This is a genomic window from Corynebacterium kutscheri (genome assembly GCF_000980835.1).
GTDB classification, from domain to species: domain Bacteria; phylum Actinomycetota; class Actinomycetes; order Mycobacteriales; family Mycobacteriaceae; genus Corynebacterium; species Corynebacterium kutscheri.
In genome coordinates this window covers 1,429,382-1,448,703 of record NZ_CP011312.1, presented here as the reverse complement: position 1 = coordinate 1,448,703, position 19,322 = coordinate 1,429,382, and the positions used below count along the sequence as shown (strand labels likewise).

Below are 19,322 nucleotides of genomic sequence, written 5' to 3'. Positions count from 1 at the left end.
GAGAAAATATTTTAATCTAGTAAGAACAAGATTTTCTTTGCTATATACCTAAGGTTTATTTCGCGCCTGGAAAGATATTGCCCTTGTTTGGGGGTACGGTTATGGGGTTTGTTGTGGGGGAGTGGAATTCTTAACACCTGGTAGTCTCGTTATAATCAAGATCATAAAAAGTGTGAGATTATTGTTGACCTCACTAGGGTAAGGCGAACTATAAGGACGCAAAGATGCTGAACGTTATTGATCTGCGCGGGCAAAAACCCTCAACGAGTGCATTGCGTCGAGTTATGCCACGCGGTAACACTGATATTAGTGCGGTATTGCCAACAGTAGAACCATTGGTAGAAGAAGTACGTTTAAAAGGCGCTGTAGCTGCGCTGGATTATGGCGAAAAATTTGATGGCGTTCGGCCTAATTCGATACAAGTATCTCAAGAAGTTATTGCTAGTGCGCTAGCAACCATTGATCCGAAGGTACGAAGTGCATTAGAAGAAGCTATTAGTCGGGTACGTAAAGTTCATCGGGATCAACGTCCGGTGGAACACACTAGTTCGCTAGCACCAGGGGCGCATGTTACCGAAATCTTCCAACCTGTAGTCCGTGTTGGACTATATGTTCCAGGTGGCCAAGCCGTATATCCATCTAGTGTCATTATGAATGTTGTTCCTGCTCAAGAAGCAGGAGTAACAACGTTGGTAGTGGCATCCCCGCCGCAAGCAGAAAACGGTGGCTGGCCGCACCCAACAATCCTAGCGGCATGTGCCCTATTAGGAGTTGACGAAGTGTGGGCAGTTGGTGGAGCTCAAGCTATCGCACTTCTTGCTTATGGGGATGACACCTATCAGCTTGAGCCTGTTGATATGATTACTGGCCCCGGCAATATTTATGTCACCGCAGCAAAACGCTGTGTGCGGTCAATAGTCGGTATTGATTCCGAGGCTGGTCCTACCGAAATCGCTGTGTTAGCTGATCACACCGCACATCCGTTATGGATAGCTTATGATTTAATAAGCCAGGCGGAACATGATGTGATGGCCGCCAGTGTATTGATTACAGATTCTGAAGAACTAGCCCAAGCTGTTGATAAAGAAATAGAACAACGCTTTAAAATAACACTTAATTCTGATCGGGTTGCCCAAGCATTACGTGGTGAGCAATCTGGCATTATTTTAGTTGATAATCTAGAAATGGGCATTGCTGTTGCTGATGCCTATGCAGCTGAACACTTAGAAATTCATACGGAAAATGCCCCTGAGGTAGCTCGTCGTATAAGCCATGCAGGTGCCATCTTTGTCGGCGGGTTCTCGCCAGTGCCGTTGGGGGATTATTCAGCTGGCTCTAATCACGTTTTACCTACCTCTGGTTCTGCACGTTATAGCTCGGGTTTATCTACACATACTTTTTTACGTTCGGTAAACCTTATTGAATACGACGAGGTAGCACTAAAAGAAATCGCTGAAACGGTAGTGCGGCTTGCCGACGCTGAGCGATTGCCAGCACATGGTGAAGCTATCCGAGCACGCTTTGAAGAAATTATCAGTGATTAATCGGTTAAAACTTAACCCTAAAAGAAGAGCTTATCTATGTCTGAGATTACCTTTGACGATCTGCCATTGCGCGAAAAACTACTCAGTGAAACTGCCTATGGTGCACCGCAACTTGATAGTGCAGTTCGACTTAACACTAATGAAAATCCGTATTCTCCCTCTGATGCACTTATTGAAGAGCTGGCTCATCGTATCGCTGAAGAAGCCCATGATCTTAACCGCTATCCCGATCGAGATGCGGTGGCATTGCGCACTGCCTTAGCACAATACCTCAGCAAACAGGTTGGGGTGGCGGTGAGCAAAGATAATGTGTGGGCAGCCAATGGTTCCAATGAGGTATTACAGCAATTACTACAGGCCTTTGGTGGACCAGGTCGACGTGCCTTGGGCTTTACCCCGAGCTATTCTATGCACCCTATTTTAAGTGCTGGAACCGATACCGAGTTTATTGAGTGTCCTCGGGATGAGCAGTTCCGCATTGATATAGACCGTGCCTTAGCTGCAATTGCGCAGTACCAACCAGAAATTATTTTTATTACCACTCCCAATAACCCTACCGGTGTTGTTACCTCATTAGCTGATATACGCAGCATTATTGAGTCAGCACCAGGAATAGTTATTGTCGACGAGGCTTATGCAGAGTTTTCTGACTCGCCATCGGCGATAAATCTTATTCAAGAATATCCCAATAAAGTGGTGGTTTCTCGGACGATGAGCAAGGCATTCGATTTTGCTGGCGGTCGATTAGGCTATTTTGTGGCACATCCAGCATTTATCGAGGCTATTTTATTAGTGCGGTTGCCTTATCACCTTTCTACTTTGACTCAGGTAGCAGCCTTGGTTGCTCTGCGTCACAGTGAAGATACGCTTGCCACGGTAGATAACCTGGTGCAGGAAAGAATCCGAGTAGAAACACGACTCCAGGAGTTAGGTTATTGCGTATTTCCTAGCGAATCGAATTTCTTATTTTTTGGAAAATTTGATGATCAAGCAGTGCAATGGCGGCAATTCCTTGAACACGGGGTGCTGATTCGTGATGTAGGAGTCACCGGATACTTACGCGTTACTATCGGCTTGCCGACGGAAAATGATGCCTTTTTATTGGCTGCAGAAAAGATTCTAGGTTAAGGAGTAAAAGATGCAACGCATCGGTGCAGTGCAACGGGTAACCAGTGAATCAAATATCGAGGTAGAAATTAACCTTGATGGCAGCGGCATTGTTGATATTAAAACAGAAGTACCTTTTTTCGATCACATGCTTACTGCTTTTGGTGTGCATGGTGCCTTTGACCTGAAGGTGCATGCGCAAGGAGATAAACATATTGATGTCCACCACACAGTAGAAGACACTGCCATTGTTTTAGGGCAAGCCATTGATAAAGCTGTGGGAGATAAAAAAGGCATTCGTCGTTTTGGCTCTTTTCAACTACCGATGGATGAAACCTTAGTAGAGGCAATTGTTGATTTTTCTGGGCGACCTTATTTTGTGATGAATGGTGAACCTGACTATATGGTTCATTCAATTATTGGTGGGCATTATGCCACTGTGATTAATCAGCATTTCTTCGAGACTTTAGCCTACAATTCTCGAACAACATTGCACGTTCGCTGCCATTATGGGCGAGACCCACATCATATTACAGAAGCAGAATTTAAAGCCGTCGCTAGAGCTATGCGTCAGGCAGTAAGTGCTGATGATCGTCTGGCAGGTATCCCGTCAACTAAAGGCGTGCTCTAAAAGTGAATAATTATTGGTTGGTTTACCTGCTTTTTATGATTGCTGGATTCCTCGTAGGTGGGGTGTGGACAGCATATAAAAACGGTTCCACCATTGCCATGATAGTGCTAGGAGTTCTAGCTTTTATTGCAGGTGCGACAGGTATTTTCTGGGCTATGGGGATGAGCTAACTGTGGCTAATAACAGCTTATAGTTGTTAAGGCGAACAAAACCTGATTCCTAGCGTAGTCTGTATGCGATGATAACGCGACGGTATAGGGATAAGGACGTTTAATGTATGGATAACCAGTTTCCTAGACTATGGGATATACCTGGCATTGTTGTGGTTTATTGTGCTATCGCGGCTGGTTTTGCTACTTATTCGCTGCTTTTTCCGGTTATCCCTTTAGCTGTTATCCAAGCTGGTGGTTCAGAGATACTTGCTGGAGCTAGCACTGCGTTATTTATGGCAGTTACGGTGCTTACCCAATTAGCAACCTCAGCTTTATTACAACGCTATGGTTATCTGCAGGTTATGATTGCTTCGGCACTGTTATTGGGTCTGCCTGGATTATGGCACATGGTGAGTATGGCTGACATAAGTGTGCTGTTTGTAGCAATGATTCGCGGTATGGGGTTCGGTATTTTATGCGTGGCTCAATTTGCGCTTATCGGTAGAGTGGTCGATCAACGTATTTTAGGTCGCGCCACTGGAATGGTAGGTGTTTTTGTTGGCGGTGCTCAAATGGTTTCCTTTCCACTTGGGCTAGCTATGTTGAATTCTCGTTTTGGTTTAAATTCAGTGCTGTTGTTAGCAGCTATTCTTGCTCTTGTTACTGTGGCGTTAAGTTTAAAGATGCCCACAGTTTCCATGCTTGAAGAGCCACAATCTGGTGAAACAATCATATTTTCTTGGCGACGGATAGTTGTGCTTACCGTGGTACCAGCGCTGAGTTTAATGTGCGTTTCTATGGGGTATGGGGCAGTATCGAATTTCTTGCCGGCATCGGTACGAGAAGCAGGTTTATCGACGCTGGCTGGCATTGTGTTATCAATTATTGGTGGTGCTCAAATGGTTGCACGCTATCAGGCCGGACGAATAGCAGATACTAAAGGTTCCGGTTCACTGATGCTGCCGGGGCTAGGAATTGTTGCGCTTGGCTTGGGCCTTATGATGCTAGTAGTTAGTTACGCACAACCTATGTGGTTATTAATTGTAGCTGCATTATTTTTCGGTATTGGTTTTGGTTGGGTACAAAATGAAGCCTTGGTAGACATGTTTTTGCGTACCCCACGATCACAAGTAGATAAGGCATCGACAATATGGAATGTTGCTTTTGATGCGGGAACCGGTGTGGGATCTTTTGTTCTTGGGGTGGTAGCTAGCGCAGCCGGCTATGGAGCAATTTTTGTTTCCGCGATGGCCATTGTTAGCTGTGCATTAGTAATGCAGCTGATAAACATCCAACGTCGATAAGCATGGATTAGAATGACACGCATGGCGAAAAAAGTAGCGTTGCTTGATTATGGTGCCGGAAATATTCGTTCAGCTCAGCGTGCACTAGAACGTGTTGGCGCCGAAGTGATAGTAACTGCTGATCCCCAGATTGTCTTGGCTGCTGATGGACTTTTAGTACCAGGGGTAGGTGCTTATGCAAGTTGTATGGCAGGGCTAAATAAAGTTTATGGGGCAAGAATGATTGGGCAACGCCTTGCCGGCGGACGACCAGTGATGGGTATCTGTGTTGGCATGCAAATCATGTTTGAAAAAGGAACCGAACATGGTGTTACCACTACTGGTTGCGATCAATGGCCAGGTGTGGTGGAGAAATTAGACGCGCAAGTACTACCACACATGGGTTGGAATACTGTTGAGGTAGCACCGGGTTCAGAACTTTTTGCTGGACTAAGTTCGACAGAACGGTACTATTTTGTGCACTCATATGCAGCACGCACCTGGGAGTTTGTTGGTGATGAACTTACTAGCGCCCCATTGGTGTCGTGGAGTGACCATGACGGCGATCGTTTTATTGCAGCAGTAGAAAATGGGGCCTTATGGGCAACGCAATTTCACCCCGAAAAATCAGGTGATGCAGGGGCTGTTCTATTAAAAAATTGGCTGAATACTCTTTAGCGGGAGTTTGTGCTTTAGACTCTACAGACTATGACCTTTACGCTTCTTCCGGCCGTCGATGTCGTTGACGGTCATGCAGTGCGCCTAGATCAAGGCGAAGCTGGTACCGAGAAATCTTATGGTGATCCCTTGGCGGCAGCGTTAAATTGGCAAGAACAAGGTGCTCAATGGTTACATTTTGTTGATCTTGATGCCGCTTTTAACCGTGGTTCTAATTACCAACTCATGGCAAAAATCACTAATGAACTTGATATTAATATTGAGTTAACCGGTGGTATCCGCGACGATGTTTCTTTAGAACGTGCTTTAGCAACTGGAGCTAAACGGGTAAATATTGGTACTGCAGCATTAGAAAAGCCAGGGTGGATCAAAAAAGTATTAGCACAGCATGGTGAAAAAATTGCTGTTGATATTGCGGTACGAGAAATTGGTGGTGAGTGGCGAACTCGCGGCAATGGTTGGGTTTCCGATGGTGGCGATCTATGGGAAGTATTAGAACGTCTCGATGCTGCTGGCTGCCAGCGTTTTGTGGTCACTGATGTTTCTAAAGACGGCACACTCACTGGGCCTAATATTGAATTATTACGTGATGTTTCTGCAGCAACTGATGCCCAGATCGTTGCTTCTGGCGGAATTTCGTGTTTAGAAGATCTTCTTGAAATTGCGAAATATGCTGAGGAAGGAATCGACTCAGCAATTGTGGGTAAAGCCTTATATGAGGGTCGTTTTACTTTAGCCGAGGCACTTGCAGCACTATGAGTGATATCCGGGAGCTCTATCATGTTGCAGAAGCCGTGCTTGATAGTGCAGAAGCAACTTTTTTAGCTGGATTGGGCGCAGATCCTGCTCATATGAAAAGCCCCGGCGATTTTGCCACAGAAGTAGATCTAGCAATAGAAAAACAACTGCGTGAAAATCTACAAAGGCTTACCGGCATACCTGTCTACGGTGAAGAATGTGGTGGCGATCCAGGTTCGCCACAGTGGGTTATTGATCCTATCGATGGCACTGCTAATTTTGCTGCTGGAAACCCCATGTCTGCCATTGTGCTGAGCCTAGTAATAGATAATAAGCCAGTCATTGGAATAACAAGTGTGCCGGTTACCCGGCAACGTTTTGGTGCTTTTAGCTACTCACCGCTGTTTATTAATGGGCAACCGCAAGCACCACTAGTAGAACGGCCACTACTTGTTTCCCATATGGGATTTTCTTCGGTAAGTTCACCGGCAGATTCTGTTGCTGGCACTCTGCTAAGGCAAGGACTTTTAGCCCGATTAACCAGCACTCATTTACGTCCACGAATTACTGGCAGCGTAGGTATTGATCTTGCTTATACCGCCGCAGGAATTTTTGCCGGTGCGATTTCTTTTAGCCCACATATATGGGACAACGCTGCCGGTGTTTTACTTGCTCAATCAGCAGGAGCAATCATTACCGATTTAGCTGGTAATAAATGGACCCCAGCTGCTACTGGGGTCATTGTTGGAACACCACGAGCACACGAAACAATACTGACTACATTGACAAAGATGAGAGAAGATTAATAGTGGCTGTGACAATACGCGTTATTCCTTGTCTAGACGTCGACCAAGGAAGAGTAGTTAAAGGAGTCAATTTTACTGGGCTTATCGACGCAGGTGACCCGGTAGAACTCGCTCAACGCTACGACAGTGAAGGCGCAGATGAACTAACTTTTCTTGATGTCAGTGCGTCGAAAACTGGTCGAGGTACAATGCTTGATGTGGTGCGGCGCACCGCTGATCAAGTATTTATCCCGCTTACTGTAGGCGGCGGGGTACGCAGTGTTGCCGATGTGCGAGAACTTTTACATGCGGGCGCAGATAAAGTAAGCGTCAATACGGCTGCTATCGCACGTCCAGAGTTATTGCGCGAACTTTCCGAACAATTTGGTTCCCAATGCATAGTATTAAGTGTTGATGCGCGCCGGGTACCTCCCGGTAACCCGAGGCAACCAAGTGGTTTTGAAGTAACCACCCATGGAGGAAGCCGGTCGGCTAATCTTGATGCCGTTGAATGGGCGTGCCGGGGTGAAGAATTAGGAGTCGGGGAGATTTTGCTTAATTCTATGGATGGTGATGGCACAAAAACTGGTTTTGATTTAGAACTTATTGAAAAGGTACGCGCTAAGGTAACTGTGCCTATCATTGCTTCTGGTGGAGCAGGAACTGCCCAACATTTTCCCCAGCAGTTAATGCAGGAGCTCAAGCAGTACTAGCAGCTAGTATTTTCCACTTTGGTGAGGTCAAAATTAGCGAAGTTAAACAAGCAATGGCACAAGCAAACATTGAGGTACGTTAGTGAACCCCGCAGAGTATGTACTTTCTTCCGAGATTGCGCGCAGAGTTCAGTTTAATGAACTCGGATTAGTTCCAGCAATTACTCAATCAACTAGTGGGGAAGTGCTTATGATGGCGTGGATGGATAGCCATGCTCTTGCTTGCACTTTGGCCACCCAACGCGGTACCTACTATTCTCGCTCACGCAGTGAGTATTGGATTAAAGGACTTACTAGTGGCTGCGTACAAGAAGTGAAAAAAGTGCAGTTAGATTGTGATGGCGACACAATTTTGCTTACCGTAGAACAAACCGGCGGCGCATGCCATACCGGTGATCGCACCTGCTTTGATGCCGATATTCTTTTGGGGGAAGACTCATGAGCAAAACCCATATATGGGCAAGCCTTGGTCTAGGAGTAAGTGCCGGTGTACTGTGGGCAGCTGCGCGCATGCCGTGGCTTATTGTTAGCGCAACCGATGATCTTGCTGGGCAACAAGTTGCTCCATTAACTGGTGTTCAGTGGGCTGCCGAAATACAAGCTGTGGTTTTCGTATTATTAGCTGGATCAATAGCATGTGTCGCACTGCGTCGTTTAGGGCGAAGAATTGTTGGCGGATTAGTAGCTTTGGTCGCTGCTTTGGCAGCGTTAAGCCCAGTTGCTTTGTTTAGCTCTGCACCAGATGCGACCCGGGTACAAAACATTTTAAGTTCAGCGAGTGCAAGTGGCCATCTAACTGACACCGCAGCATTAAATTCTTGGGCACAGATTAGCCATATTGAAGTACAAGCTTTCCCCTTAGCGCTTGCACTTATTTCTTGTGCCTTCGCAGTGTTTTTCGGGTCTATAATCGCTATTCGTCCAGGTAATGATAGTGTTCACAGAAACCAATATGAGCGTGTGACACAGCGAGTAGAAAAAATTCATCACGATCTAGCTCAAGAACCAGATTCTGGACGTGTTTTATGGGATGCCCTTGATAATGACATTGACCCAACGCAAGACCATTAGTTGAGCTTGTCGACGTTTAAGAAAACGTTACTACTGGTTATCTAAACAGTAGCGCATAGGGGTGGTATTAGCTGGCGATTATCGGATAACCGCCTTGGCACAGTAGCGTGGGAGAGAAGGAACCATTACCTGGTTGTGCAGGACAAGGTAGTACAGATGATGACGACAACGATCTTTGATCAAATAATTGCGGGCGTCATTGAGGACGTGGCCGCGCGTGAAGCAGTCGTGCCGTTTCAAGAAATTAAAGCTCGTTCGCGTGATATGCCTGCACCACGAGATGCTATGGCATCGTTATTGATGCCTGGATGTAGCATTATCGCGGAACTAAAACGTAGCGCACCAGATATTGGTCATATTGCTGATATCGATGAACCTACTATTTTGGCAACAGCCTATGAAACTGGCGGCGCACATATGATTGCCTGTCACACTGAGCGACGTCGTTTTGCTGGCTCATTAGAAGAAATGGCACAGGTAAGTGCCGCAACAACGGTACCTATTATGTGCCGAGATTTTATCGTGGATCCTTATCAAATCCATGAGGCACGTTGTTTTGGTGCTGATGTTATTCCACTTCGAGTAGCCGCTCTTGAACAACCAAGACTTGAAGCGCTGATCGATCGGGTAGAAAGTTTAGGGATGACCGCTTTAGTGGAAGTGCGTAATGTCGCTGAAGCCTATCGGGCGATGGCTGCGCGAGCCCAAGTAATCGGGATTAATGCGCGGGATTTTTCCACTATGACACTGAACAAAGAAGTTTTTGGTGAGATCGCACCGGGGTTGCCAAGTGAAACGATTAAAGTGGCGCTTTCTGGTGTACGTACTGCTCGAGAGCTTATTGAGTATGCTTCTTCAGGAGCAGATGCAGTAGTTATTGGTGAGCAATTGGTTCGAGCGCAGTCGCCAAGAGAATTTACTGCGGCTTTAGTTGCTGCCGGGCAACACCCTTCGTGCCCCCGTCGATAAGCTCGTCTAGCTAAAATGAAAGTGATTAGGCACACTAGATGAGGTGAACGTATCTTCTTTTGCTTCCTTTCCTTCACCTCCCCAAGGTGTTTGGCAGGTAGGACCTATCCCGCTTCGAGCTTATGCGCTGTGCATTATTGTTGGCATTATTGTTGCTTTATGGATCGGCAGCTATCGGTATGCTGCGAGAGGCGGCAATAAAGATGTTGTTATGGATGCGGCGATTGTTGCTATCCCAGCCGGAATAATCGGTGGGCGGTTGTATCATGTGCTCACAGATCATCAGAAATATTTTTGTACTGAGTGCAGTCTATTGGATATTTTTGCCATTACTAAAGGTGGCCTAGGTATTTGGGGTGCGGTAATACTAGGAACAATTTCAGTATGGGGTTATTTACGCTACAAGAGAATTCCTTTTGCACCTTTTGCCGATTCTTTGGCTCCCGCAGTAGTGTTAGCGCAGGCCATAGGGCGGTTAGGAAACTGGTTTAACCAAGAATTATATGGTGCTGAGACCTCAGTGCCATGGGCATTAGAGATTTACTATCGAGTTGATGAAGCTGGTAATTATGCACCATTGACTGGCCATTCTACCGGCGAGGTAATTGCTCAGGTGCATCCGACTTTTCTTTATGAAATGATTGCCAATATTCTTATTTTCTTCATTTTGATTTATGTGGATCGAGTGAAGAACTTAGGTCATGGACGAGTATTTTCTTTATATGTTGCCCTGTATTGTGCAGGTCGCTTTATTGTAGAGAATTTACGTACCGACGAAGCGACAATGGTATTCGGTATGCGGATTAATGTCATTGTTTCTGCTGTTGTGTGTATTACCGCTTTTGTGGTGTTTTTCAGTTTAAAAAAAGGGACGCGAAACTTCAGAGGAAGTAGCCGGTAAATTTGTAGCTCGACAAAAAGAGTGAGTCTAAAATTTATACTGTGAGAAAGAACGCATAAACAGTTAAATTGTTCGAACATGCCCGTTTATGTCCGTATTTGTCGGTTTTGGTAGCGGAACCACTAACGGAAGCGGTTTTTCTGTCTAGCAAGATAACCAGAACGCTACTAGTGTTGAGGATATGGAACGTCGCACAAAGATTGTTTGTACCCTAGGCCCGGCTGTTGCTAGCCAGGACGCTATTCTTCGCTTAGTCCAAGATGGTATGGATGTTGCTCGCCTCAATATGAGTCACGGTGATCATTCTGATCATGAGCAGAACTATCAGTGGGTTCGTGAAGCAACCGATAAGACCGGTCGTGCTGTTGGTATCCTTGCTGACTTGCAGGGACCAAAGATTCGCCTTGGTCGTTTTATTGATGGTGCCACAGTGTGGGAGAACGGAGAAGAAGTCCGTATCACCGTCGATGATATTGAAGGCACTCATGATCGTGTCTCTACTACATATAAGAACTTGGCAAAGGATGCTCAGCCAGGCGATCGTCTTTTGATTGACGACGGTAAAGTGGCAGTTGTTTGTAAGTACGTCGAGGGTAATGACGTAGTATGTGAGGTCGTTGAGGGTGGCCCAGTATCAAACAACAAAGGCGTATCCCTGCCTGGCATGGATATTTCGGTTCCAGCACTGAGTGAAAAAGATATTGCAGATCTTCGCTTTGCTTTAAAGCTAGGCGTTGATTTTATTGCGTTGTCTTTCGTTCGTTCACCACAAGATGTTGAACTCGTTCATGCCATTATGGATGAAGAAGGTCGTCGCGTACCTGTTATTGCCAAGCTGGAGAAACCAGAGGCGGTTGACGCTCTAGAATCTATTATTCTAGCTTTCGACGCTATCATGGTCGCTCGTGGTGACCTCGGCGTTGAGCTAGCTTTGGAGCAGGTGCCTTTGGTACAAAAGCGTGCTATCCAGATTGCTCGGGAAAATGCTAAGCCAGTGATTGTCGCTACCCAGATGTTGGACTCAATGATTGAGAATTCTCGCCCAACTCGTGCTGAGGCATCTGACGTGGCTAACGCTGTGCTAGACGGTGCAGATGCAGTTATGCTTTCCGGTGAGACTTCAGTTGGTGTTGATCCACACAACGTTGTCCGTACGATGAGCCGTATTGTTACCTTTGCTGAGTCTGATGGTCGGGTTCCTGGACTGGCACACATTCCACGAACCAAGCGCGGCGTGATTTCCTATTCTGCTCGCGATATTGCTGAGCGTCTTAATGCTAAAGCACTTGTTGCCTTTACTTCTTCTGGTGATACTGCAAAGCGCGTGTCTCGTTTGCACTCGCAGCTGCCACTGTTGGTGTTCACTCCTGATCCGGCAGTACGCAGTCAGTTAGCATTAAGCTGGGGCACAGAGACTTTCTTGACACCTGTGGTCAAGGATACTGATGAGATGCTTGCTCAGATTGACGACCAGCTGTTAGCTATGGATAAGTATAATAAAGACGATATGATGGTTGTCGTAGCTGGTACGCCACCAGGAATTTCCGGTAACACTAATATGATCCACGTTCACCTTTTGGGCGAAGAGACTAAAGCCTAAAAACTGTGAGAAGAAAGCCCCGTAGCCACTTGGCTACGGGGCTTGGTGTTTTCCTAAAAACAAAGAAAACCAACAGTAGTGGTTTCGGCTTTAACTAATTGCGTATTTCTTGCTGCTTGAGTAATAAAAAATCTCCCACCACATATCAAGCGGTAGGAGATTAAAGCTAGCTTAAACAAGCACTAGCGAATAGGAGTTGGCTCTAGTTTCCATACTTCTTGCGCATAATCATTAATGGTTCGATCAGAAGAGAAACGACCTGATTCACAGATATTAACCCAGCACATACGAGCCCAATGCAATGGGTCAGCATAATAGTCAGCTGCCATGCGGTCGCGGGTTTCCCGGTAGGAAGCGAAGTCGCCGAGGACATAGTAGACATCGGGGGTTTCCCAGCCTCCGCCGTCGAGAAGCGAAGCACGTAGATCATGGAACCAACCGGAACCGTTGTCATCGAGCAACCCATTGGAAAGCGCATCAAGAACACGCTTAAGCCCTGGAACGGTTTCGTAAAGAGCATAAGGGTTGTAGTGTGCCTTAAGCTCAGGAAGTTCTTCATTGCGCGCGCCAAAAATATAGGCATTATCCATGCCTACCGAATCAACGATTTCCACGTTAGCGCCATCCATAGTACCTAGGGTTAGCGCACCATTCATCATGAATTTCATGTTGGAGGTACCGGAGGCCTCTTTGCCAGCGGTAGAGATCTGCTCGGAAATATCCGAGGCAGGAATAATATGCTCGGCAGGGGAGACATTGTAATTTTCTACGAAAACCACGCGTAGTGTCTGAGAAACAACCGGATCATTATTGATGAGATCAGCAATAACATTAATGAGTTTAATGATTGCCTTGGCACGGATATACCCTGGAGCCGCTTTAGCACCGAAGATAAAAGTGCGTGGCGGAATATTTTGTTCGCCATCTTCTTTAATGCGGAAGTACAAGTCAAGAACATAAAGCGCATTCATGAGTTGACGCTTGTATTCGTGCAGACGCTTGATTTGGGTATCAAAGATTGAGTTAGGATCAATATCAATATCTTGGCGATCCTTAATCCAGGCTGCAAAATCTTTCTTATTGTTAGCCTTGATCTGCATGAGTTCACGCATAATGTCATCATTGTTGGCATAATCGCGCAGACGCTTGAGATCATCGAGATCCGTTACCCAAGTATTAGAACCAGACAGGCGAGTAAGCAGATCAGCAAGACGTGGGTTACACATTTTTAACCAGCGACGTGGGGTTACACCATTGGTCTTGTTATTGAATTTTTCTGGCCATACATCATGCCAGTCTTTTAAAGTTTCTGCTTTAATAATGTCGGTGTGTAAAGCAGCTACGCCATTGATTGAATACGCCGCATAACAAGCAATCCAGGCCATATGTACATTGCCGTCTTGAACCGGTGCCATGTAGTTGATCTTGGCTTGATCAAAACCTGCTGCCGCCATTTCTTCTCGGAAACGACGATCAATTTCTTGAGTGATCTCCCATACGCGGTAGAACAGCTGTTGGAAAATAGAAACATTCCACTGCTCTAATGCTTCAGCCAACACAGTATGGTTGGTATAAGCAAAAGTCTGGGAGGTAACTTTCCATGCGTCATCCCACGATAGATTGTGCTCGTCAAGAAGCAAACGCATGAGTTCTGGAATCGCTAGCACTGGGTGGGTGTCATTGAGCTGAATACAATTGTATTGAGCAAAGTTACGCAGATCAGAACCATGATGAGCAATGTAATTATCAATCATCTGCTGCAAGGATGCAGAAACAAAGAAATACTGCTGACGTACACGCAGTACCTTACCTGCATAAGTAGTGTCATTGGGATAAAGCACACGACAAATATCCATGACTCGTTCACGCTCAACAATGGCATCGGTAAAGCGTTGCGAGTTAAAAGCGTCGTAGTCGAATTCTTCTAGCGGCTCGGAATTCCACAGACGTAGTGTTCCTACATTGGCGGTGCCATAGCCGGTAATAGGCATATCGTATGGGGTAGCACGCACGGTCATATCGTCGAAACGCACAATACGCTGCTCATTGTCGCGACGAATAGTAAAAGGATAGCCATCTTCGCGCCATGCATCTGGTTCCTCATGTTGGAATCCATCACGGAAACTTTGTTTGAACAAACCATAGCGATAGAGCAAACCATATCCGGTGACCGGCAGATCTTGGGTTGCGCAAGAATCAAGGAAGCATGCGGCCAGACGGCCAAGGCCGCCATTACCAAGAGCCGCATCATTTTCTGCTTCGAGAATATCGGAGAGTTCATGGCCATTATCGCGTACGGCGTTGGCAACCTCAGCCTCAATTTCGAGGTTGGTGAGGTTATTAAGTAGCGCACGACCCATAAGAAACTCGGCGGAGAAATAGTGCTGTTGGCGGGTGGCGTTATATGCCTTTGTCGTTTCAGCCCAGGGATCAGCAAGTTTTTCCATAATGGCGGCAGACAAGCCGAACCAGAACTTGCGATCAGTTGCTTCCGCTGGGGTGGTGCCGGAAGCACTGCGGACATAACCGCCAACGTTTGCTGACAACGTAGTGTCACTCATATGGTGCAAACTCCTATAAGGAATGTTGTTGGCGTGCTTGTAAGGAGCACGTTGTGTTCGGATTTGTAACACAATACAGATGCAAAGTTTATCCGGCATAGCGGCAGAAAGCAGTATAGCTACGCCTAATCCCAACGTGGGAAGATTCATAGTTTTTAGAAAATCTACTACTTTTTACTTTTTCACCAGTTCAATACGTAATAAAGAAGAAAATATTTTATGGTGTTTTGAAAATAAAACGTGCTCATATCTAACAAAGATATGAGCATGGGTTGTTGATTCGGGGTATTTTACGGGGCGAGATACGTTAGCACTGCCGCTAATGCTGCTTGGGTACAGGCAGTAACCGTCGGTTGATAATCGGGGAGGAAATCTCCGGAGTGATTAGTAGGAATATTACTATCAATTGTGTCGGCAGCCAGCGCAGCTGCCCATTGTTTGCGTGGCGTGCAACCAACCAACCAGAAAAGATACGGTGCATTAAAAGCGTTAGGAATATGCGAGAAATCTTCAGAAGCAGTCCAGCGGTGAGCATCGGTAGAATCTTCGTGAAAAACATCATCGAAGGTTGTGCGTACCCGGTTAAAAACTTCTAGCGAGTTATTGGTAAGCGGGGCATGACCAAAATAACGAAAGACCGGTTTCACCGTCATTCCAGAAGCCACACATTCTGCTTCACATACTCGTTCAATGGCTGTGTAAAGCTTAGTTTTTACCTCTTGAGAGTAGTGCCGGCAATTAATAACTATGCGTGCCTTTCCCGGGATAGTGTTATTAGAATTGCCAGATTCTAGGGTACCAACACTAGCTACAGCGAAATCATGAGGACTGATTTCGCGTCCGACGATTCCTTGTAATCGCACAACAATCATCGCTGCGGCATAAGTCGGGTCAAGAGCATTTTGCGGCATAGAACCATGTGCAGATTGGCCAGTGATGGTGACCTCAATGGAATCGCATGCGGCTAGGATTGGGCCCGGCAAAGTCATTACCTTTCCAGCCGGACCTGGAACAATATGCTGACCGAAACATACGTCTGGGACAGGAATTTTTTCCTGGAGTCCATCGGCAACCATTGCGGCGGCGCCTTCACCATTTTCTTCACTGGGCTGGAAGAGCGCAATAAAAGTTCCCCGCCACATACTGCGATGAGCATCGAGAAGAGCACAAGCTCCCAGCAAACTGGTGGTATGCATATCATGCCCACAAGCATGCATACAAGCAGTGAGGTTATTATCAACTGTCATTGTGTGTGTTGAGGCATAAGCTACGCCAGTGGTTTCTTTTACCGGTAAACCGTCGAAATCTGCTCGCATTAATACACACGGGCCATCACCATTACGAAAAATTGCGACCATACCGAAGCCACCAATAGGGCTAATGACTTCACAATCAAAACGGTTAAGTTCTGCACGGATCAGGGCAGCAGTTTTTTCTTCTCTACCAGATAGCTCTGGTATTTGGTGAAGTTTTTGATAGAGACTTTCCTGCCAAGAAAGGTCAGTTGTGTGCGAATTAAGCAGATCTGAAATAGTCATAATAGTTGTAGTCTAATCAAGCCACGGGTTGTATCGTAGAGAATTTCTTTCCACAGAAGTTTCCGTAGCAATGCGAATACTAGGATCAATGCGGCCTTCTTTACGTAGGCTAAACAATCTATCGACAACCCGGTCACGAATGTCCCATGGAGATAAAGTATTTAGGTAGATCTTGGTGCCACCTTCAAAACCGGCAAGGTTAGATACGCGCCATTTGACCATGATTCGCCAGGGCATTGGCATATCAACATCAATTGGTTTGTGATGCCATTCTTCATTGGAAGGAACATCTGATCCGGTAGCAGCATGTGCAGCATGTAGAAGATCACTCATACTATTGCGCTCAGCATCGCTGTGTAGCCATGGTTCGCTCGTTGCCGATTTAGAAAAGACTTCTAAAGTGGGGTAGCGATGCCCAAAACCGGCAAAACACACGGCATGTTCATTTTCGGCGATAATCAAATTGCGACGAGCTGCATAATCAACTGCCCATTCGTTATACATATTAGGGTTGCGGCGTAACTTAGATAGTTCCTGCTGGATATGCGTTCCTCGGTCATCGATGGTGACTAATTGTTTATGCAGGTGGTCAAAACTAGCACCAGCTGGACGTAACCAGTTTTGAAATACTGCTACATACAGTGCATAACGGTTATGCTGGTAAAGATCACGGAGACTATCGACGGTAAATTTCATGAAATGCCGATGCTCAGCGATACTTAGATCACCAGATCCAGCACGTTGTTCATTGGTTAGTGCACCATCACGGAAATGTCGGTGGGCAATAATAACATCATGGCCGCCACCGAAGAAGGCTTCGCCTAACTCTAATAACTCAGCATCGCTACGATTAGTAGGTTGTTGGGCAGCAGCAAGCTTTGCCCGTACTCGATCAAGAACGTGTTGCCGGCCACTATCAGTTGCTAAATAAGCACGCATCCAGTCAATAGTGGACTGGCTCATAATAAAATCGTAATTTTTTTGCCAATAATCAAAGGTGACAATTTCAAAAAGATTTCCTACGCGTCGAAAAGCATAATTATCGTCCTGCTCCTCGCACAGAAGGTGGTATTTAATATCACCGTTAGTAGTAATACGAGATTTTTCTGGAGTGGTCTCGGCTAGCCTATGATCACAAAAAGCACAGGTTTCGTGAAAATCAATCTCACTGAGTTGATACACATTTTCCACTGGAGTATTAAGTGGGCGATTACCACGCCCAGGAACAGTCCACACTTCGGTGCCAGAAAAAGGATTGACCTGTTTAATTGTTCCGTCGGCCATGGTTTGAAGCGGGGTAGGGCGAGAATACATCATAATTCCTCCTAGTTTACAAGTAAACTATCTGCTCATGCCTAGCATTTGTTTTGATGTCTTGATTCATCCAGCACATGTTCTACTACTACAGAAGCGTTTCGACGCTTTAAGCTCTTTATTGATTCGAGATCATAAAGTTATTGATGTGCGCCTTAATGATGAAGAGAACCCACCGGTGCCACTAGTCGTAGAAGAACAACTGCGGGAATTATATCGTCGCGATCATGGCGATAATGCGGTGAATGTATTGGGTATGCATCGTTTTTTACTTACCCTTGTTCAACCTAATGTTTCCGTTAATGAGTTGGCTATGACTTATTCTCGGCTGCTTACCCCGCAAGCAGTAATACCTAATGATGTAGTTGCTTTAATGCAAGAAGAGGCCTTTGAAATCCCAGCTACTTATCCCTGGGTGGTTGAAATCTGGCGGTAGGTGTTATAAACGCGTTTTCCGGCATCGATAAGTTGGGTGCGTACATCGGCCTCAATAAGTTCTACTCCAATAACCTCATCTGGGCAGGAACTAGCAAATTGTCCGGCAACAATCGCTAATTTTTTTGGCACAAGATCCATAATGGTTCCCACTACCTTTCCGGTAGTAGATTGGGAATCAAATTTTCCTTCGCCGGTAATAACAAGATCTGCAGTGGCAATAAGTTCGACAAGTCCGGTTGCTTCCGCAACAACTTGTGCTCCTGGTGCAATATGAACATGATCGGCATTGCCATGAATAAGTGTGCTTAACCAGGTAATTCCTACTGGAATAGCCCCCGCTGCTCCCATACCAGCAATCTGTGGATCAACCCCAGTAATTGCGCATAGCTGAGTAATGCCGGCATCAAGAGTAGCAATATCGTGCTCACTAGCACCTTTTTGAGGGCCAAATACTGCGGCCGCACCATGGGCACCGGTGGCAGGACAGCGAACGTCGCTAAGTAAAACCCAGTCGAGGCCAGCAGCGGGAATATTAAGTTGGGCCGTGTCAATGTGCGCAGCATCGATAAGCCCGGCACCGCCTTGTCGACAAGTAAAGCCAGATTCGGTAAGTGGTTGAGCACCTAAGGCAACAAGGATGCCGGTACCGCCATCAGTGGTAGCAGACCCACCAAGACAGAGTACAATGCGTTGAGCTCCGCGAGTCTGTGCATCGGCAATAAGTACGCCGGTGCCATAAGTATCTGCGGTCAGTGGTCGTAATTGATCGGAAACCAATGGGAGTCCGCTGGCGGCAGCAATATCAATATAGGCTACGGTGTCATCGAGAACATAGGAAGCTTCGATAAGTCTGCCATTAGCATCTGTAGTGGGCAGGGTAATAGTTGTTCCCTGAAAACAAGAGGCAGTGCCTTCACCACCATCGGCCATGGGGACAATCGTGATATTAAGCTCTTGACTTGGGGCACCAGATGGATCCTCGTTGGCTGCGGCACGAATGCCTTCGGCAAGCCAAGCGCCTGCTTCGTGGGTGGTGGCTGTTCCTTTAAAAGAATCTGGAGCAATAACAATGTGGGGGTTCATTTTTTCAACTTTCATATATTTTCAGTATGTGTCAAATATTACTGCGGGTAGATAAAGATTTGCTTTAAAAAGAAGGAGTCTCTTAAAAGAGATATGCGCCTTATGATAATTGTTTTTCCCGATGATTTTAATATTGTGTGACTATAGCTAGCTGTAGCCTAGTATGAGTTTTATTTTTAAAAAGTAGAGAATTTTAGCCGGTGGGAAGTTGTTGTC

General features: G+C 46.1%; 18 protein-coding genes and 1 pseudogene. 15 read left to right on the top strand and 4 right to left on the bottom strand.

Annotation, left to right across the window (positions count from 1 at the left end):
* Positions 1-224: 224 nt before the first annotated feature.
* The 14 genes and pseudogenes from hisD to pyk all read left to right on the top strand — a co-directional run bounded on the left by hisD (position 225) and on the right by pyk (position 12,172).
* Positions 225-1,544: a histidinol dehydrogenase gene (hisD, locus tag UL82_RS06640; RefSeq protein WP_046439852.1), complete on the top strand. Its 1,320-nt coding sequence runs from the start codon at positions 225-227 to the stop codon at positions 1,542-1,544.
* Between the two features lie 36 nt (positions 1,545-1,580).
* On the top strand, positions 1,581-2,672 hold the full coding sequence (locus UL82_RS06635) for a histidinol-phosphate transaminase (RefSeq protein WP_046439850.1): 1,092 nt from the start codon (positions 1,581-1,583) through the stop codon (positions 2,670-2,672).
* Between the two features lie 10 nt (positions 2,673-2,682).
* Positions 2,683-3,282, top strand: coding sequence for an imidazoleglycerol-phosphate dehydratase HisB (gene hisB / locus UL82_RS06630; protein ID WP_046439848.1), 600 nt, complete (start codon positions 2,683-2,685; stop codon positions 3,280-3,282).
* Positions 3,283-3,284: 2 nt separating this feature from the next.
* Complete coding sequence (locus UL82_RS11160; RefSeq protein ID WP_046439846.1) at positions 3,285-3,452, top strand: hypothetical protein; 168 nt, start codon at positions 3,285-3,287, stop codon at positions 3,450-3,452.
* Positions 3,453-3,559: 107 nt separating this feature from the next.
* Positions 3,560-4,738, top strand: a complete 1,179-nt coding sequence (locus tag UL82_RS06620) for an MFS transporter (protein WP_046439844.1) — start codon at positions 3,560-3,562, stop codon at positions 4,736-4,738.
* A gap of 21 nt (positions 4,739-4,759) precedes the next feature.
* Positions 4,760-5,395 (top strand): imidazole glycerol phosphate synthase subunit HisH, encoded by a 636-nt coding sequence (gene hisH, locus UL82_RS06615; RefSeq protein WP_046441312.1) that lies wholly within the window; start codon positions 4,760-4,762, stop codon positions 5,393-5,395.
* A gap of 30 nt (positions 5,396-5,425) precedes the next feature.
* Positions 5,426-6,154: a bifunctional 1-(5-phosphoribosyl)-5-((5-phosphoribosylamino)methylideneamino)imidazole-4-carboxamide isomerase/phosphoribosylanthranilate isomerase PriA gene (gene priA, locus UL82_RS06610; RefSeq protein ID WP_046439843.1), complete on the top strand. Its 729-nt coding sequence runs from the start codon at positions 5,426-5,428 to the stop codon at positions 6,152-6,154.
* Positions 6,151-6,939 carry an inositol monophosphatase family protein gene (locus tag UL82_RS06605; RefSeq protein WP_046439841.1) on the top strand — a complete coding sequence of 263 codons (789 nt, stop codon included), beginning with the start codon at positions 6,151-6,153 and terminating at the stop codon, positions 6,937-6,939. The genes priA and UL82_RS06605 overlap by 4 nt, the downstream gene beginning before the upstream one ends.
* Before the next feature lie 2 nt (positions 6,940-6,941).
* Positions 6,942-7,714, top strand: a pseudogene (gene hisF, locus UL82_RS06600) (imidazole glycerol phosphate synthase subunit HisF).
* The gene (hisI, locus tag UL82_RS06595; protein WP_046439840.1) at positions 7,714-8,073 is read left to right on the top strand and encodes a phosphoribosyl-AMP cyclohydrolase; all 360 of its coding nucleotides are present in this window, start codon (positions 7,714-7,716) and stop codon (positions 8,071-8,073) included. The pseudogene hisF and the gene hisI overlap by 1 nt, the downstream one beginning before the upstream one ends.
* Complete coding sequence (locus UL82_RS06590; RefSeq protein ID WP_046439838.1) at positions 8,070-8,702, top strand: TIGR02234 family membrane protein; 633 nt, start codon at positions 8,070-8,072, stop codon at positions 8,700-8,702. Before hisI ends, UL82_RS06590 begins: the two co-directional genes overlap by 4 nt.
* Positions 8,703-8,858: 156 nt before the next feature.
* Positions 8,859-9,671, top strand: coding sequence for an indole-3-glycerol phosphate synthase TrpC (trpC, locus tag UL82_RS06585; protein WP_046439837.1), 813 nt, complete (start codon positions 8,859-8,861; stop codon positions 9,669-9,671).
* Positions 9,672-9,714: 43 nt separating this feature from the next.
* Positions 9,715-10,572 (top strand): prolipoprotein diacylglyceryl transferase, encoded by an 858-nt coding sequence (gene lgt, locus UL82_RS06580; RefSeq protein WP_126316979.1) that lies wholly within the window; start codon positions 9,715-9,717, stop codon positions 10,570-10,572.
* Between the two features lie 181 nt (positions 10,573-10,753).
* Entirely contained in the window at positions 10,754-12,172 is a 1,419-nt protein-coding gene (pyk, locus tag UL82_RS06575; RefSeq protein WP_046439835.1) for a pyruvate kinase, read from the top strand.
* Positions 12,173-12,354: 182 nt separating this feature from the next.
* Here the strand turns inward: pyk and UL82_RS06570 are convergent, their stop codons facing one another.
* The 3 genes from UL82_RS06570 to UL82_RS06560 form a co-directional block, all read right to left on the bottom strand.
* Positions 12,355-14,733 carry a glycogen/starch/alpha-glucan phosphorylase gene (locus tag UL82_RS06570; protein WP_046439833.1) on the bottom strand — a complete coding sequence of 793 codons (2,379 nt, stop codon included), beginning with the start codon at positions 14,731-14,733 and terminating at the stop codon, positions 12,355-12,357.
* Between the two features lie 290 nt (positions 14,734-15,023).
* Positions 15,024-16,271, bottom strand: coding sequence for an amidohydrolase (locus UL82_RS06565; protein WP_046439832.1), 1,248 nt, complete (start codon positions 16,269-16,271; stop codon positions 15,024-15,026).
* A 12-nt stretch (positions 16,272-16,283) separates the two neighbouring features.
* Positions 16,284-17,585 (bottom strand): DUF4921 family protein, encoded by a 1,302-nt coding sequence (locus UL82_RS06560; protein ID WP_172595912.1) that lies wholly within the window; start codon positions 17,583-17,585, stop codon positions 16,284-16,286.
* A 37-nt stretch (positions 17,586-17,622) separates the two neighbouring features.
* Here UL82_RS06560 and UL82_RS06555 point away from each other — a divergent pair, with 37 nt between their 5' ends.
* Positions 17,623-18,021 carry a hypothetical protein gene (locus tag UL82_RS06555; protein WP_046439831.1) on the top strand — a complete coding sequence of 133 codons (399 nt, stop codon included), beginning with the start codon at positions 17,623-17,625 and terminating at the stop codon, positions 18,019-18,021.
* Here UL82_RS06555 and UL82_RS06550 read toward each other — a convergent pair.
* Entirely contained in the window at positions 17,991-19,106 is a 1,116-nt protein-coding gene (locus tag UL82_RS06550; protein WP_052735900.1) for a glycerate kinase, read from the bottom strand. The two genes, UL82_RS06555 and UL82_RS06550, sit on opposite strands and share 31 nt — an antisense overlap.
* Positions 19,107-19,322: the final 216 nt, after the last annotated feature.

Coding starts and splice junctions, on each gene's coding strand:
- trpC (WP_046439837.1), top strand. CDS start 8,859: ATGATGACGACAACGATCTTTGATCAAATAATTGCGGGCGTCATTGAG.
- hisH (WP_046441312.1), top strand. CDS start 4,760: ATGGCGAAAAAAGTAGCGTTGCTTGATTATGGTGCCGGAAATATTCGT.
- UL82_RS06605 (WP_046439841.1), top strand. CDS start 6,151: ATGAGTGATATCCGGGAGCTCTATCATGTTGCAGAAGCCGTGCTTGAT.
- hisB (WP_046439848.1), top strand. CDS start 2,683: ATGCAACGCATCGGTGCAGTGCAACGGGTAACCAGTGAATCAAATATC.
- priA (WP_046439843.1), top strand. CDS start 5,426: ATGACCTTTACGCTTCTTCCGGCCGTCGATGTCGTTGACGGTCATGCA.
- UL82_RS06550 (WP_052735900.1), bottom strand. CDS start 19,106: ATGAACCCCCACATTGTTATTGCTCCAGATTCTTTTAAAGGAACAGCC.
- UL82_RS06560 (WP_172595912.1), bottom strand. CDS start 17,585: ATGTATTCTCGCCCTACCCCGCTTCAAACCATGGCCGACGGAACAATT.
- UL82_RS06565 (WP_046439832.1), bottom strand. CDS start 16,271: ATGACTATTTCAGATCTGCTTAATTCGCACACAACTGACCTTTCTTGG.
- pyk (WP_046439835.1), top strand. CDS start 10,754: ATGGAACGTCGCACAAAGATTGTTTGTACCCTAGGCCCGGCTGTTGCT.
- UL82_RS06620 (WP_046439844.1), top strand. CDS start 3,560: ATGGATAACCAGTTTCCTAGACTATGGGATATACCTGGCATTGTTGTG.
- UL82_RS06570 (WP_046439833.1), bottom strand. CDS start 14,733: ATGAGTGACACTACGTTGTCAGCAAACGTTGGCGGTTATGTCCGCAGT.
- hisD (WP_046439852.1), top strand. CDS start 225: ATGCTGAACGTTATTGATCTGCGCGGGCAAAAACCCTCAACGAGTGCA.
- UL82_RS06555 (WP_046439831.1), top strand. CDS start 17,623: ATGCCTAGCATTTGTTTTGATGTCTTGATTCATCCAGCACATGTTCTA.
- UL82_RS06635 (WP_046439850.1), top strand. CDS start 1,581: ATGTCTGAGATTACCTTTGACGATCTGCCATTGCGCGAAAAACTACTC.
- UL82_RS06590 (WP_046439838.1), top strand. CDS start 8,070: ATGAGCAAAACCCATATATGGGCAAGCCTTGGTCTAGGAGTAAGTGCC.